The organism is Paraburkholderia mimosarum LMG 23256 = NBRC 106338 (assembly GCF_000739815.1).
Taxonomy (GTDB): domain Bacteria; phylum Pseudomonadota; class Gammaproteobacteria; order Burkholderiales; family Burkholderiaceae; genus Paraburkholderia; species Paraburkholderia mimosarum.
The window spans coordinates 17,320-30,361 of the sequence record NZ_BBJJ01000013.1; the positions used below are offsets into that span (position 1 = coordinate 17,320).

Here is a 13,042-nt window from a genome sequence, read left to right on the forward strand (position 1 = left end):
ATGAATCAGCCGCTCTCTCAATCGACAGGCGAGGTCGCGTCCACCTTTCCCCCCATCGAAGCGATCATCCCGCACCGCGGCACCATGTTGTTGCTCGACTCGATTGCCGTCTGCAGCGACGCGTCGCTCACGGCACTGGCGAGCGTGCGTGCCGACGCGTGGTACGCCGACGCCCAGGGCGCGATGCCAGCGTGGATCGGCATTGAACTCATGGCGCAGGCGATCGCGGCCCATGTGGGCCTGCTGTCGATGCGCGCCGGCAAACCCGCGCGCCCTGGCGTGCTGCTCGGCACGCGCCGCTACGAGGCGTCGTGCCCCGCGTTCGCATGCGGCACGCCGCTGCGCGTGAGCGTCAACGAACTGCTGCGCAGTGAAGAAGGCCACGGCGCTTACGGCTGCACCATCGATGAGGATGGCGAAATATTGGCCGAGGCCACCGTGAAGGTGTACCAGCCGCGCGATTTCCAGACTTTTATCGAGGAGAATTCCAGATCATGAGCCGGCGTGTTCTCGTCACCGGCGCGAGCCGCGGCATTGGTCGCGCGATCGCCTACCATCTCGCGGCCGACGGCTTTGCCGTGACCGTGCATTGCCGCACCGGCGTGAACGAAGCGCAAGCCGTCACGGCGGGCATCGCCGCGCAAGGCGGCACGGGCAGCGTGCTGCAGTTCGACGTGCGCGATCGTGCAGCGTGCCGCGCGGCGCTCGAAGCGGATGTCGCGGCGCACGGCCCGTACTACGGCATCGTCTGCTGCGCGGGCGTGACCCGCGACGCCGCGTTCCCCGCACTGACCGACGAAGACTGGGACATCGTGCTTGAAACGGGCCTCGATGCGTTCTACAACGTCGTGCATCCGCTCGTCATGCCCATGGTGCGTGCGCGCAAGGGCGGGCGCATTGTGACGGTGGCGTCGGTCTCGGGCGTGACGGGCAATCGCGGGCAGGTGAACTACAGCGCCGCAAAGGCCGGCTTGATCGGTGCGACGAAGGCGCTCGCGGTGGAACTGGCCACGCGCCATATCACCGTCAACAGCGTCGCGCCCGGGCTCGTGGATACGGGCATGCTCGACGACGTGCCGCTCGACCATGCACTCAAGGCCGTGCCGATGAATCGCGTGGGGCAGCCCGCCGAAGTGGCGGCCGTTGTGGGCTTCCTGATGTCCGATGCGGCTTCGTATGTCACGCGTCAGGTCATCGGCGTCAACGGCGGGATGGTCTGATGAAGCGCGTCGTCATTACCGGCATGGGCGGCGTGACCGCGCTCGGCGATCAATGGGATTGCATCGAAGCCGCGCTGGAGCGTGGCGTCAATGCAGTGCGGCGGGTGCACGAGTGGGACTATATCGAATCCTTGCATACGCGTCTTGCGTGCCCGTTGCCGACGTTCTCCACTCCTGAATATTACCCCCGCAAGAAGACGCGTTCGATGGGCCCCGTTTCGCTTTATGCGGTGCGTGCGAGCGAATTCGCGCTGGAGGACGCCGGCCTGCTGGACGATCCGTCGATCAAGGACGGGCGCATGGGCGTGGCCTACGGCTCCTCGTCGGGCTCGGTCGAGCCCGTTCGCGCATTCGGCAAGATGCTTGACACGGGCTCGATGAGCGACGTGACCTCGAACAGCTACGTCCAGATGATGCCGCACACCACGGCCGTGAACGTGAGTCTCTTCTGGGACCTGAAAGGGCGCATCGTGCCGACCTCGTGCGCGTGCGCTTCGGGCAGCCAGGCAATCGGCTACGCGTACGAGATGATCGCGAACGGCAAGCAGACGCTGATGCTCGCGGGCGGCGCCGAGGAACTCTCAGGGCCCGGCGTGGCCGTGTTCGACATGCTCTATGCCACGAGCACGCGCAACGGCGAGCCGCAGCTCACGCCGCGTCCATTCGATGCCGCGCGCGACGGGCTCGTGGTGGGCGAGGGCGCGGCCACGCTCGTGCTCGAGGAATACGAGCATGCACTTGCGCGCGGCGCGCGCATTCATGCGGAAGTGGTGGGCTTCGGCAGCAATTCGGACGGCGCCCATATCACGCAGCCCACGGCGGCGACGATGGCGGTGGCGATGCGCCAGGCGCTGGCCGATGCGGGACTGCCGCCCGAAGCGATCGCCTACGTGAATGCGCACGGCACGTCGACGGATCGCGGCGACATAGCCGAAAGCCACGCCACGGCCCAGACCTTCGGCGACCGCATGCCGATCAGCTCGCTCAAGAGCTATATCGGCCATACGCTAGGGGCGTGCGGCGCGATCGAAGCGTGGTGGACGATCGAGATGATGAAGCGCAAGCGCTATGCGCCCACGCTCAACCTGACCGACGTCGATCCCGCCTGCGCGCCGCTCGACTACATCATGGGCGAGGCGCGCGACATCGACGCCGAATACGTGATGAGCAACAACTTCGCGTTCGGCGGCGTGAACACATCGCTGATCTTCAGGCGTGCGCGGTGAGCATGCAGGCGTCGGTATGCGCTAATGGCTTGCGGCGTGTCGTCGTGACGGGCATGGGGATCGTCTCGTGCCTCGGCAACACGCTCGACGGCGTCGCAGCGAATCTGCGCGACGGGCGTAGCGGCATCACGCGCGTTCAGGCGTGGCGCGAGCGCGGCTTCGCGAGCCAGGTGGCGGCGGTGGCAACGGTTGCGGATGGAGTGCCGTTCGAGCGCAGGGCCGAGCGCTTCATGGGCGACACGGCGCGCTTCGCCTGTCATGCCGCGCGCAGCGCCATTGCCGACGCGCGGCTCGATGCAAACGTGCTGCGCACGCCGCGCGCGGGCGCGGTGGTGGGCTCCGGCGTCGGCACGATGTCGGCCTACGACGCGGCCATGGCGTGCGCGCATGTGCGCGGTATCGACCGCGTGCCGCCCTATACCGTGCCGCAGGCGATGAGCAGCACGACGTCGGCGAATCTCGCGCACGTGTTCGGGATGGAAGGCGTGACGTATTCGCCGTCCTCGGCCTGCACGACTTCGGCGCTCGCGCTCGGCCAGGCGATGCAGCTCATCCAGACGGGGCGCCAGGACATCGTGCTCGCGGGCGGCAGCGAAGCCTTGCACGACAACATGACGCTGATGTTCGACGCGATGGGCGCACTGTCGCGCGGCTTCAACGAGATGCCGGAACGGGCGTCGAGGCCTTATGACGCCCATCGCGACGGTTTTGTGATCGGTTCGGGTGCCGGGGTACTCGTGCTCGAGTCGCTCGCGCATGCGCAGGCGCGCAACGCGCCCATTCATGCGGAACTGACCGGCTTCGGGCATGGCACCGACGGCGCGCATATGGTCGCGCCGCAGGCGGGCGGCATTGCGCGCGCGATGCGCGCGGCGCTCGAAGAGGCCGGCTGCCGGCCGGACTACATCAATACGCACGCGCCTTCCACGCCATCGGGCGATATCGAGGAATTACTCGCACTGCGCGCCGTGTTCGGCGACGACGTGCCCGCGTTCTCGTCGACGAAAGCGCTCAGCGGCCATCCGCTCGGAGCCTGCGGCGCGCACGAAGCGATCTACACGTTGCTGATGATGCGCGATCGCTTCATCGCGGGCGCCGTGGGCATCGATACGCTCGATTCGCATGCCGCCGGGATGCCGCTCGTGCGCGAAACGCGCGCTGCGTGCATCGAGACGGCGATGTCGGTTTCATTCGGGTTCGGCGGCAGTTGCGCCAGCCTGGTGTTTCGCGCCTGGAACGAGGGCTGATGTTTCAGGCAACCTTGAAGATAATGAGGATTCAAATGAAAAAGACGTACCTCACGCTTGGCTCCGCCGCCATCGTCAGCCTGACGTTGGCCGGTTGCGGAACGCAGCGACTGACGCTGCCGATCCAGCCCGCAGCTTCCCTCTCGACGGCTAAAGCCGCGCCTGGCACGGACCCCGCCGCGAAAATCGCGGTGTATTTCGGCGCGCAGCCGCATCCGGACGTTGTGCGCAGTGTGGGCAACGCGTCGCATTCCTTGCGTGTCGCACGCGCGACCGACGGCGCCGAGGCCACCTGTAACAAGGCGCTCGCCACCGGGCTCGACAAGCTGCGGGCGGATGCCCAGAGCAGGGGCGCGAACGCGGTCATCAACGTGACCACGCGCTTTCACGGCACCGAGACCGCTTCGGCCACCGAATACACCTGCGGCGTGAGCCCGAGCGCGGCGGCCATCGCCGTCACGGGTGAGCTCGCGGTGCTGCAAGGCAATTGAGCAAACGGAGATAAGCAATGAAGAAGCTGTGGATGTTCGCCGCGCTGTGCGCGGCATTTGCGGCGTCGCACGCCCAGGCACGCAATACGGTCGAGAGCTACCCCGTGGATGCAGCGCTCAGGAGCGAGCCAGGCAAGGTCAACGACGACATCGCGCTGTACTTCGCGGGCCAGCCTCATCCGGCGGTGAAGAAAGCATTGGGCCAGTTCTCCACGAACAAGAAGACGAACGCGTTTGGCAAGACCGACGAAGTGGCGTGTCAGCACGTGTTCCTTTCGGCCGTGGCGGAGTTGCAGGAACGCGCGCGCAAGGAAGGCGGCAACGCCGTCATCAACATCAAGAGCAACTACAAGAACGAACTGCGCGCGAGTGACACGGAATTTACGTGTGGCGCTGGCGCAATGATTGCCGGCGTGGCGCTCGTCGGCGAGGTGGTGACGCTCAAGGGCGACAAGTAACCCCAAGCGGGCGGCGGGCGACCCGGCGCACACCGCCTCTACACGCGTTCACGTCGCCTTGACAGCCGCTACGTTGACCAGCGTTTCGCGCCGTTTGCCGGGCTTCGGACGATGCAGACCGAGACGCTCGAAAAGTCCGAAGTCCGCCGCGCGGCTCCACCACAGATAGGGGAGCGAAACGTTACGGTCCGCGAAGCGAAAGCCCGCGTCGCGGATCATCGCGAGGTAGCCTTCGGCGCTCTTCTGCACGTGCATCGGATGGCGGAACAGCAGACGGATCACCCAGGAGCGGATATAGGCTTCGGTCGACTCCGCGAACAGCAAGACGCCGCCCGGCTTGAGCACGCGGTAGAACTCCGCGAGCGCGCGCTCCTGCTCGACCAGGTGATGGAAAGTCTGATGGCAGAACACGATGTCCGCGCTGGCCGTGGGTAGCGGCAGGCGCGCGCAGTCGCCGTGCAGCAACTCGAACTTCGTTCCCGTGTGCGGCGAATTCTGGTGGCTGCGGGGAAAACTGCGCTCGCACGCGCGCGCAGCAAGCGCCGCCTGTTCGAGCGAAGCCTGGTGATAATCGATCCCGATGATGCGGCGCGGGCGGAAGGCCTCGGCCAGCAGCCGCAGCGACTTGCCCTGGCCGCAACCCACGTCGACGATTTCGGGCGCGTCGGGCAGCGGCACGTCGATCAGGCGCGTGAGGTCGTTGATCGCCACGCGCAGCACGTGATGTTCCCACGTATGGGTGCGCAGAAACCAGATGCCGAATGCCGTTTCCGGCACGAACGGCGGCACGCAATTTGATTCGGAAACCGACATATTTTTTACCCGATGCGAGTGCAGTCGTGGACGAGAATCGGCATTGTAAATGCAAGGGCGCCGCGAGGGGTGTCAGAATCACGTTCTCACGCAGCGCCGTACGCTTGCATTGAACCTACAGCGCGTAACAAAACGTAACGGGGCGTTCGGACGCACAGAAAGGATAGAACCTATGGAACAGAGCCTCGCAGAAGCAGTGACAGCCCCTTCCACGCGGCGCGAAGACGTCGATGTGGCGATCATCGGCGCCGGCCCGTCGGGCGCCGTTGCTGCGGCCCTTTTGCGCAAGGCCGGACGATCGGTGCTCGTGCTCGAGCGCCAGCACTTCCCGCGCTTTTCGATTGGCGAGAGCCTGCTGCCGCAAAGCATGGCGTACCTGGAAGAAGCCGGCATGTTGCAGGCGGTGGTGGAGGCCGGCTTTCAATACAAGAATGGGGCGCACTTCGTGTGGCGCGATCAGGCCTCGACGTACGACTTCCGCGACAAGCATTCGGCGGGCTGGGGCACGACGTATCAGGTGGAGCGCGCGAAGTTCGATGAACTGCTGATCGGCTGCGCCGCGCAGCAGGGCGCCGAAGTGCGCTTCGGCCACACCGTGCTCGGCATGAGCACGGGCGCGGCGCCGGTGCTGGACGTCGCCGACGAGAGCGGAGCGCAGTATCGGGTGCATGCCCGTTTCGTGCTCGATGCGAGCGGCTTCGGCCGTGTGCTGCCGCGGCTACTTAACCTGGAGGCGCCGACTGGCCTGCCGACGCGCGCCGCGATCTTCAGCCATGTGCGCGACGGGCTGCCGCTCGACGCCTTCGATCGCAACAAGATCTGCGTGGCGACGCACCCTGAGCGCCGCGATGTCTGGTTCTGGATGATCCCGCTCGCAGGCGGGCGCACGTCGGTAGGGTGCGTTGCCGAAGCGGCTTTCCTCGATGTGCCGGAAGCGGAGCGCGAGACGCGGCTGCGCGCGCTGATTCGCTCGGAACCGACGCTGAATCGGTTGATCGGCGACGCGCCGTTCCTCATGCCGGTGAACCGGATCGGCGGCTATTCGGCCAACGTGGAGCGCCTGCATGGACCGGGCTACGCGCTGCTCGGCAACGCGGGCGAGTTTCTCGACCCGGTGTTTTCATCGGGCGTCACGATCGCGCTGCGTTCGGCGCACCTGGCTGTGAAGGTGCTCGTGCGGGCGCTCGATGGCGCGCAAGTGGATTGGTACGCGGAATACGACGTGCCGTTGCGCAAGGGCATCGACGCGTTCCGCGCTTTCGTCGAGCGCTGGTACACGGGCGAGCTGCAGGACATCATTTACTACCCGCGACAGACGCCCACCATCCGGCGCATGATCAGCGCCGTGCTCGCGGGATACGCGTGGGACGAGAGCAATCCGTTTGTGGCGGACCCTGTGCGCAGGCTCAACACGCTATATGAGGCATGCAAGCCGTAAGCGCACGGCGTTGGTTTCGGGGCGACGCGTGAATTGCCTGCAGTGCGAAAGCCATCTGTCAGTCGCGATTGATAAGCAGACCGATCAGCACGCCGACACCCGCTGCAATCCCGATCGACGCCCACGGACGCTCGTGGACGAAGTCGTCAGTAATGTGCGCAGCCTGCTTGCCCTTTGTGACCACGACGACCTGCACGTCCGCTGCCTTTTTCCTGGCTTCGTGCAGTCGTTGCAGCGCCAGTTCATGCAGCTTTGGAGTCGCTTCGCTGCTGGCGCCTTCAGGCTGCGGGGGCTGATTCCCGAGATCGGCGCGCTCGGCATTGGTATCAGACATCGGTCTCTCCTTTCATTCCTGCGGTGGTTTTCAAACCATTGTTGGCCCGGCCAGCACACGGCGATAGCGCGCAACGAGCTTCTTCAAACGCGCACCAAAGTCAGCGGCCCCTGCAGGCGTGATGGCGGGGCCGGGCCGGCCACGTCAGTACGATCGACATCAGATTTTCAGCCGGGAAATCTTGGCGCCTGACAGCGACACATCGCCCATCAGTCCGGCATTGGTCATCACAATGGCTTGAACCGGAGCGCTAGCCGTTGTCGTATCGATCTGGCCATTCGCGCCGACCTTCAGCAGCGCAACCGATCCTTCGCCGCCGACTGACCAGCCTTTCGAGTTGCGGAAGGAGGTGAGCGCGTCATGCGTCATGAACAGGAAGATGACCGCCTTCGATTGCGCACCTGCCTGCAGGCCAAATGAGCCCGCCGCCGTGCTGTAGTACCCGACCGTCTTGCCGCCTACCCGCAGAGCGCCTTGACCGTATTCTCCGCCCGCGACGAAACCGGCTTTGATCACGGACGGAAATACGAGGACGCCGTTCGCCTTGCTGACGAGCTCTTTCGAGCCTTCGACCGTCGCGTACAACCGCGACAGTGTTTCATTGACCTTTGCATCGATTTCATGACGCTTCGCCGCGTTGGACTCTGCCGCGACCGCTTCATTTATCCCCGACGGGATTCTGGCCAGCGCCAGCCCCACGATCGTTAGCGTTGCGGCACCTGTCCTCAAAAAAGATCTTCTGCGCATGATCACCTCCATCAAGGGTTACGGTCGAATTCACTTCCTTTGGTAACTAGCCGGCACGCGGCCTTGCAATCAATGCGTTCGCTTTGTTGAGGGCATGACATAGTGGGACTGAACGTTATTCGATCGAGCTGATCCAGCCGGGCTCCCGATTCGTCGTCCTGCCAACAATATTTGGCAGGCTCGCGCGTTGCGCAATAGGACTTAGGTCCAATAGGCGGGTCGCAGCTGCTGGCAGAAATGCGTCGGTGCTCCTGCCGCAATCGGCTATCGCCGCGTTCGGTGGCGCGAAGGCTGGCGGCTTACTGAATTACTTCAGACGTTTGAGTGTGCGTGCGACGGGGTTTCGTGTCGGTGACCGTCTATGAATGACGAAAGGCTTTCAACGATGTGGACTCGACCCGGGACCCGATAGCAACCGCTGAGGTTGAAGAAAACCGGCAAGAGAATCTAGCCCGGTCCGCGAACACGGAGCCTCTGAGAAGTTATCAAACTGGGCCGCTCGCGCATAATCGGCGACAAACCGTCGGATGTAAGTTGCTTCGTCTCGATGCAAACAGACACGTCCGCTTCTGCCGAACGTGCCTGTCAGCCTCGAAGCAGGTCGCCCACTAGCCGGGCTGGCTGGCAGCACCCGCAGATCTCACCGCATGCCGCCACTGGCGATGATATGTTCGCCCGTCAACCACTTCGCATCGTCCGACGCGAGGAAAACCGCGATCGACGCTACGTCTTCCGGTCTACCCACGCGTCCGAGTGGCGTCTGACTGACCGCTGAGGTTTCGAAATCCGAACCGATGACCCCGGCGCTTTCTGCGCCCTCAGTCACGATTACGCCCGGATTGATCGTATTCACACGGATCTTGCGCGGCCCGAGTTCGCGCGCGAGCGCGCCGGTGATCGAATCGACTGCGCCCTTCGTGCCGCTGTAGACGGCGGTCGTAGCAGGCGTGATCGTCGAGACGACCGAGCTGACATTGATGATGCTGGCGCCCTCGCCAAGATACCTGGCGGCCGCCTGCGTGGTCAGCAGGACGCCGAGCACGTTGACGTCGAATTGCTTGCGGTATTGCGCTTCCGTGAACGCTTCGATGGGCGCGAACTCGTAGACGCCCGAGTTGTTCACGAGGATGTCGAGACGGCCATACGTTTCGATCGTCGCGTCGACGATGCCTTTTACGTCGGCTGCCTTCGACACGTCGCCGCCCACGGCAATCGCCTTGCCGCCTGCGGTGGTGATGGCGGACACAACGGCGTCCGCGCCGGTCTTGCTGCTCGCGTAGTTCACGACGACCGACGCCCCTTCGGCCGCGAGCGCCTTCGCGATGGCGGCGCCGATACCTTTCGACGCGCCGGTTACGACGGCCACCTTGCCTGTAAGCTTGCTCATGATCTTCACCTCAGTATCAATGAATCCGTTGATGGAAGCCGGCGTCGCGTCGCGCACGATGCGATCGCCAGTGTTTTCTACCAATGCGGTCATTTGTGCCGGTGCTATAACGAAGCGCTGAACGCATGGCGCGGCGCGAGTCGTCTCGCATCGAACCGCAGGATTTTTTCCTTAGCCTGGCCACGGCGAATTACGGATCACGGAGCAGAAATTCCCTCGGTGGAAATGCGGCTCCTTGTCGGCGATGACGTCTGCTTTCACGTTGCCGAAGGTGGTTTCCGGTTTGCGTTTGATGCCGTCATAGAACGCCTGCAGGATGTCTTCCTTGAAATGCGGCGGGCGAGGATGTGCGTGGGTCACCGCCTCGCGTTCTTCGGCGGAGAACTCGTGGTAGGTGAGCCCCAGCACATCCATCTCGACGCCTGCGGTCACGAGAGCGACGATCGGGTGCATATGGCGCGGAATTCCCGGCGTGGTGTGCAACGCGATCGCGGTCCAGACGAGGTCGATGTCGGCCGCCGTGATACCCCGCGCCGACAGGAAGTCGCGGGCGGCATTGGCGCCATCGACTTCGAATCGTTCAGTCGCGCTGCTGTAGCCATCAACAAGTCCCACGTCATGAAACATCGCGCCCGCGTACAGCAGTTCCGGATCGAACTTCAGCCCGCGGCGGTTTCCCTCCAGAGCACCGAACAGGAACACCCGGCTCGAATGATGAAACAGCAGCGAGCTTGAAGTGTCGCGCACGAACTCGGTAATTTCCCGTGCAAGTTGACTGTCGGGCACTTTCACATCCTGAATGAACTGTGACATCGAGCTTTCTCCTTCAAGGTTCGAATGGGTAAGACGCTAGCGCGTTGCTGCCGGTCCACCGAGCTTCGCCAGGGCTTCGCGAATGCCCGCGCCGTATTCCGGGTCGGCTTTCGCACAGTTGGCAATGTGGCGGTCCTGGATATGCGCGTGGACACCGACGATCTGGCGGGCGGTGTTGTCGAACAGCACCTGCTGCTGTTCTTTGCTCATCAGACGGAACAGATCGCCGGGTTGCGCGAAGTGATCCTCGTCCACGCGGTGATCCCAATGCGCCGCATCGCCTTCTATTCGCAGCGCCGGCTCATGCAGGCCGGGCTGAACTTCCCACTCGTGGACACTGTTCGGGTAATAGGACGGCGTGCCGCCGAGGTTGCCGTCGGTGCGCATCGCGCCGTCGCGGTGATAACTGTGAACGGGGCACTTCGGCGCGTTGACGGGGATGTGATTGAAGTTCACGCCGAGCCGATACCGTTGCGTATCGCCATAGGAGAACAGGCGCGCCTGAAGCATCTTGTCGGGCGAGAAGCCGATTCCGGGGACCACGTTCGCCGGCGAGAACGCCGCCTGTTCGACCTCGGCGAAGTAGTTATCGGGGTTGCGGTTCAGTTCGAGAGCGCCGACTTCGATCAGCGGAAAATCGCCCTTTGGCCAGACCTTGGTGAGATCGAACGGGTTGAACGGCAGCGACTTTGCCTGTTCGTCATTCATCACCTGGACATGGAGCGTCCAGCGGGGAAACTCGCCGCGCTCGATGCTCTCGAAAAGATCGCGGCCATGCGTCTCGCGGTCCTTCCCCACGAGGTTTTCGGCTTCGGCGTCGGTGAGGTTCGCGATGCCTTGCTGGGTGCGCAGGTGAAACTTTACCCACGTCCGCTGGTTCTCCGCATCGACAAAGCTGAACGTGTGGCTGCCAAAGCCGTGCATGTGGCGATAGCTGCGCGGAATGCCTCGATCGCTCATGACGATCGTGACCTGGTGCAACGCCTCCGGCAGGAGCGACCAGAAGTCCCAGTTGCTGTTGGCGTTGCGCAATCCCGTACGCGGGTCGCGCTTGATTGCGTGGTTCAGATCGGGAAAGCGCAACGGGTCGCGGAAAAAGAACACAGGCGTGTTGTTGCCCACGATGTCCCAGTTTCCTTCTTCCGTGTAGAACTTCACCGCGAAGCCACGGATGTCGCGTTCGGCGTCGGCGGCGCCACGCTCTCCGGCCACGGTCGAGAACCGCAGGAATACCGGCGTCGTCTTGCCGACCTCGGAAAACAACTTCGCTTTCGTGTAGCGCGTGATGTCATGCGTGACCGTGAACACGCCGTGCGCGCCCGATCCTTTGGCGTGCATGCGCCGCTCGGGAATAACTTCGCGGTCGAAGTGCGCGAGTTTCTCGATCAGCCAGATGTCCTGCAAGAGCGCCGGACCACGCGGTCCAGCCGTTTCGATGTTCAGATTGTCGACAACGGGCGCACCCGTTGCGTGACCAAGACGCTCAGACGTATCGCGATTTGTCATGCGACGACTCCAGGAGGGATGGGCAATGCAGGCGCAGCGCCGTAGCGTTTCGCGAAGGCGCGCGAGCGAAGCGCTACGGACAATCAGCGTGCTATTTCTGCGGGCGTCACGAAGCGACGTGTTTCGTAACGTTGGTCACTCGATCAGCGGGTGATGAGCGGCCGGAGACATCGATTTTTCGATGTGGAGACAGCGTACCTGTTTGGGGCAGGGCCGATCTTGGACAAAACAACGATTCGATGGATAAAGCGCGTGCGGTGCTAGCGTGACCGGTTGTGCAGACGCCATTCCTTCGGCCCACATCCTTCGAGGCGCGAAAACACGCGTGAAAAATGGCTCTGGTCGAAAAAGCCGCAGTCTGACGCAATGGTCGCAAGGCTCGCATCCGATTCGCGCAATTGGGATTTGGCGCGTTCTATGCGGCGCTTTAGCAGCCACTGATGCGGCGTACTTCCGGTGGTTTGCTTGAATGCCTCACTGAAGTGGCTCGTGGAGAAACCGCACTGGCGCGCGAGGTCGATGATCGACGGATTGCCGTGCAGGTGAGCGGCGAAAAAATCCTCAATGCGCCGCATCTGCCAGGGCGCGAGGCTGGCGCGGCGCGTGCGGATCGATGGATCGGCTTTGCCGTAGCGGGTGATGACATGCTCGCAAAAAGCGAGGGCGATGTAATCGACAAATAGCGAACTCGTCAGATCGGGCTGCTGGAGAACGGCCTGTAGCGTGTGCGCAAGACGAAACAGCACCGGGTCGCTTGCACCGAGAGTCGCCTGTACCAGCCCGCCGATGCGCCGCCGCCCTTTCTGATCGGTGAATTCTTCGATCGCGCTCTGGGCGAGAAAGAGCCGCATCGTATCGAACGGCATGTCGAGGCGACGCGTGGGCGCCGAGCGCAGGTCGAGCAGATAGCAGGCACCGGGCCTGCACGACGTTGAAGCATCGAGATTGCCGCTTGAACCGCGTATGCCCGGATCAGGGCTCGAAATGAGTGGCATCTGGAAGACGAACGCTTCCTCCGGTTGCGGCGTCAACGAGCGTCCCGGTTGCGGCCGCATGTTGGTGAGCCGCGTGAACGAGATTGGCTGCCCCTGCGAAAAGACTTCAGCTCGCACGGTGGGCGCTTCCCGCAGTAGAAACCGTTTGGCGAGGGTGTCGTCTGGAGAAGCCTGCCCAGGGTTACTAGAACTCCGGTGGTTCATTCGTCGCGCCTGTGAGTGCCCCCGTGCAAGCGTTGATGCCGTTGCCTGGCGGCTGGATCAAATGAAAGCAGGCCTAATCTAGCGCAGTTTGGTGACTGCCGCGCGACCGATGACTCCGCGCACAACAATGGTGCGCGCTGGGCATTCGAGATCCCACAATGTG

The 13,042-nt window shown here is 63.5% G+C and carries 14 protein-coding genes; 7 read left to right on the top strand and 7 right to left on the bottom strand.

Translation table 11 applies throughout. The features are described 5' to 3' along the window. From BMI01S_RS12365 to BMI01S_RS12390, 6 genes are read left to right on the top strand one after another with little or no spacing between them, the layout of a single operon-like run. Positions 1–498 carry a hotdog family protein gene (locus BMI01S_RS12365; protein WP_028212572.1) on the top strand — a complete coding sequence of 166 codons (498 nt, stop codon included), beginning with the start codon at positions 1–3 and terminating at the stop codon, positions 496–498. Further along, complete coding sequence (locus BMI01S_RS12370) at positions 495–1,220, top strand: 3-ketoacyl-ACP reductase FabG2 (protein WP_028212573.1); 726 nt, start codon at positions 495–497, stop codon at positions 1,218–1,220. Before BMI01S_RS12365 ends, BMI01S_RS12370 begins: the two co-directional genes overlap by 4 nt. Continuing rightward, positions 1,220–2,446: a beta-ketoacyl-ACP synthase gene (locus BMI01S_RS12375; protein ID WP_028230793.1), complete on the top strand. Its 1,227-nt coding sequence runs from the start codon at positions 1,220–1,222 to the stop codon at positions 2,444–2,446. Before BMI01S_RS12370 ends, BMI01S_RS12375 begins: the two co-directional genes overlap by 1 nt. Before the next feature lie 2 nt (positions 2,447–2,448). Continuing rightward, positions 2,449–3,693, top strand: a complete 1,245-nt coding sequence (locus tag BMI01S_RS12380; protein ID WP_036044844.1) for a beta-ketoacyl synthase N-terminal-like domain-containing protein — start codon at positions 2,449–2,451, stop codon at positions 3,691–3,693. A gap of 35 nt (positions 3,694–3,728) precedes the next feature. Beyond that, the gene (locus BMI01S_RS12385) at positions 3,729–4,184 is read left to right on the top strand and encodes a hypothetical protein (RefSeq protein WP_028212575.1); all 456 of its coding nucleotides are present in this window, start codon (positions 3,729–3,731) and stop codon (positions 4,182–4,184) included. Between the two features lie 17 nt (positions 4,185–4,201). Next, on the top strand, positions 4,202–4,642 hold the full coding sequence (locus tag BMI01S_RS12390) for an excinuclease ABC subunit A (RefSeq protein WP_028230795.1): 441 nt from the start codon (positions 4,202–4,204) through the stop codon (positions 4,640–4,642). Between the two features lie 48 nt (positions 4,643–4,690). Here the strand turns inward: BMI01S_RS12390 and BMI01S_RS12395 are convergent, their stop codons facing one another. Beyond that, complete coding sequence (locus BMI01S_RS12395) at positions 4,691–5,455, bottom strand: class I SAM-dependent methyltransferase (protein ID WP_028230796.1); 765 nt, start codon at positions 5,453–5,455, stop codon at positions 4,691–4,693. Between the two features lie 172 nt (positions 5,456–5,627). Here BMI01S_RS12395 and BMI01S_RS12400 point away from each other — a divergent pair, with 172 nt between their 5' ends. Further along, the gene (locus BMI01S_RS12400; protein WP_042289359.1) at positions 5,628–6,893 is read left to right on the top strand and encodes an NAD(P)/FAD-dependent oxidoreductase; all 1,266 of its coding nucleotides are present in this window, start codon (positions 5,628–5,630) and stop codon (positions 6,891–6,893) included. A 58-nt stretch (positions 6,894–6,951) separates the two neighbouring features. Here BMI01S_RS12400 and BMI01S_RS12405 read toward each other — a convergent pair whose 3' ends face one another. The 6 genes from BMI01S_RS12405 to BMI01S_RS12430 all read right to left on the bottom strand — a co-directional run bounded on the left by BMI01S_RS12405 (position 6,952) and on the right by BMI01S_RS12430 (position 12,792). Next, positions 6,952–7,227: a glycine zipper domain-containing protein gene (locus tag BMI01S_RS12405; RefSeq protein WP_028212579.1), complete on the bottom strand. Its 276-nt coding sequence runs from the start codon at positions 7,225–7,227 to the stop codon at positions 6,952–6,954. A 159-nt stretch (positions 7,228–7,386) separates the two neighbouring features. Further along, positions 7,387–7,974, bottom strand: a complete 588-nt coding sequence (locus tag BMI01S_RS12410; RefSeq protein WP_028212580.1) for a BPSL1445 family SYLF domain-containing lipoprotein — start codon at positions 7,972–7,974, stop codon at positions 7,387–7,389. A 640-nt stretch (positions 7,975–8,614) separates the two neighbouring features. Then, positions 8,615–9,361, bottom strand: coding sequence for an SDR family NAD(P)-dependent oxidoreductase (locus BMI01S_RS12415; RefSeq protein WP_028230797.1), 747 nt, complete (start codon positions 9,359–9,361; stop codon positions 8,615–8,617). Between the two features lie 171 nt (positions 9,362–9,532). Continuing rightward, positions 9,533–10,174, bottom strand: a complete 642-nt coding sequence (locus BMI01S_RS12420) for an HD domain-containing protein (RefSeq protein ID WP_028212582.1) — start codon at positions 10,172–10,174, stop codon at positions 9,533–9,535. A gap of 36 nt (positions 10,175–10,210) precedes the next feature. Then, positions 10,211–11,680: a catalase gene (locus tag BMI01S_RS12425; RefSeq protein ID WP_028212583.1), complete on the bottom strand. Its 1,470-nt coding sequence runs from the start codon at positions 11,678–11,680 to the stop codon at positions 10,211–10,213. A 260-nt stretch (positions 11,681–11,940) separates the two neighbouring features. After that, positions 11,941–12,792, bottom strand: a complete 852-nt coding sequence (locus BMI01S_RS12430; RefSeq protein WP_051381397.1) for a helix-turn-helix transcriptional regulator — start codon at positions 12,790–12,792, stop codon at positions 11,941–11,943. Between the last annotated feature and the right edge of the window lie 250 nt (positions 12,793–13,042).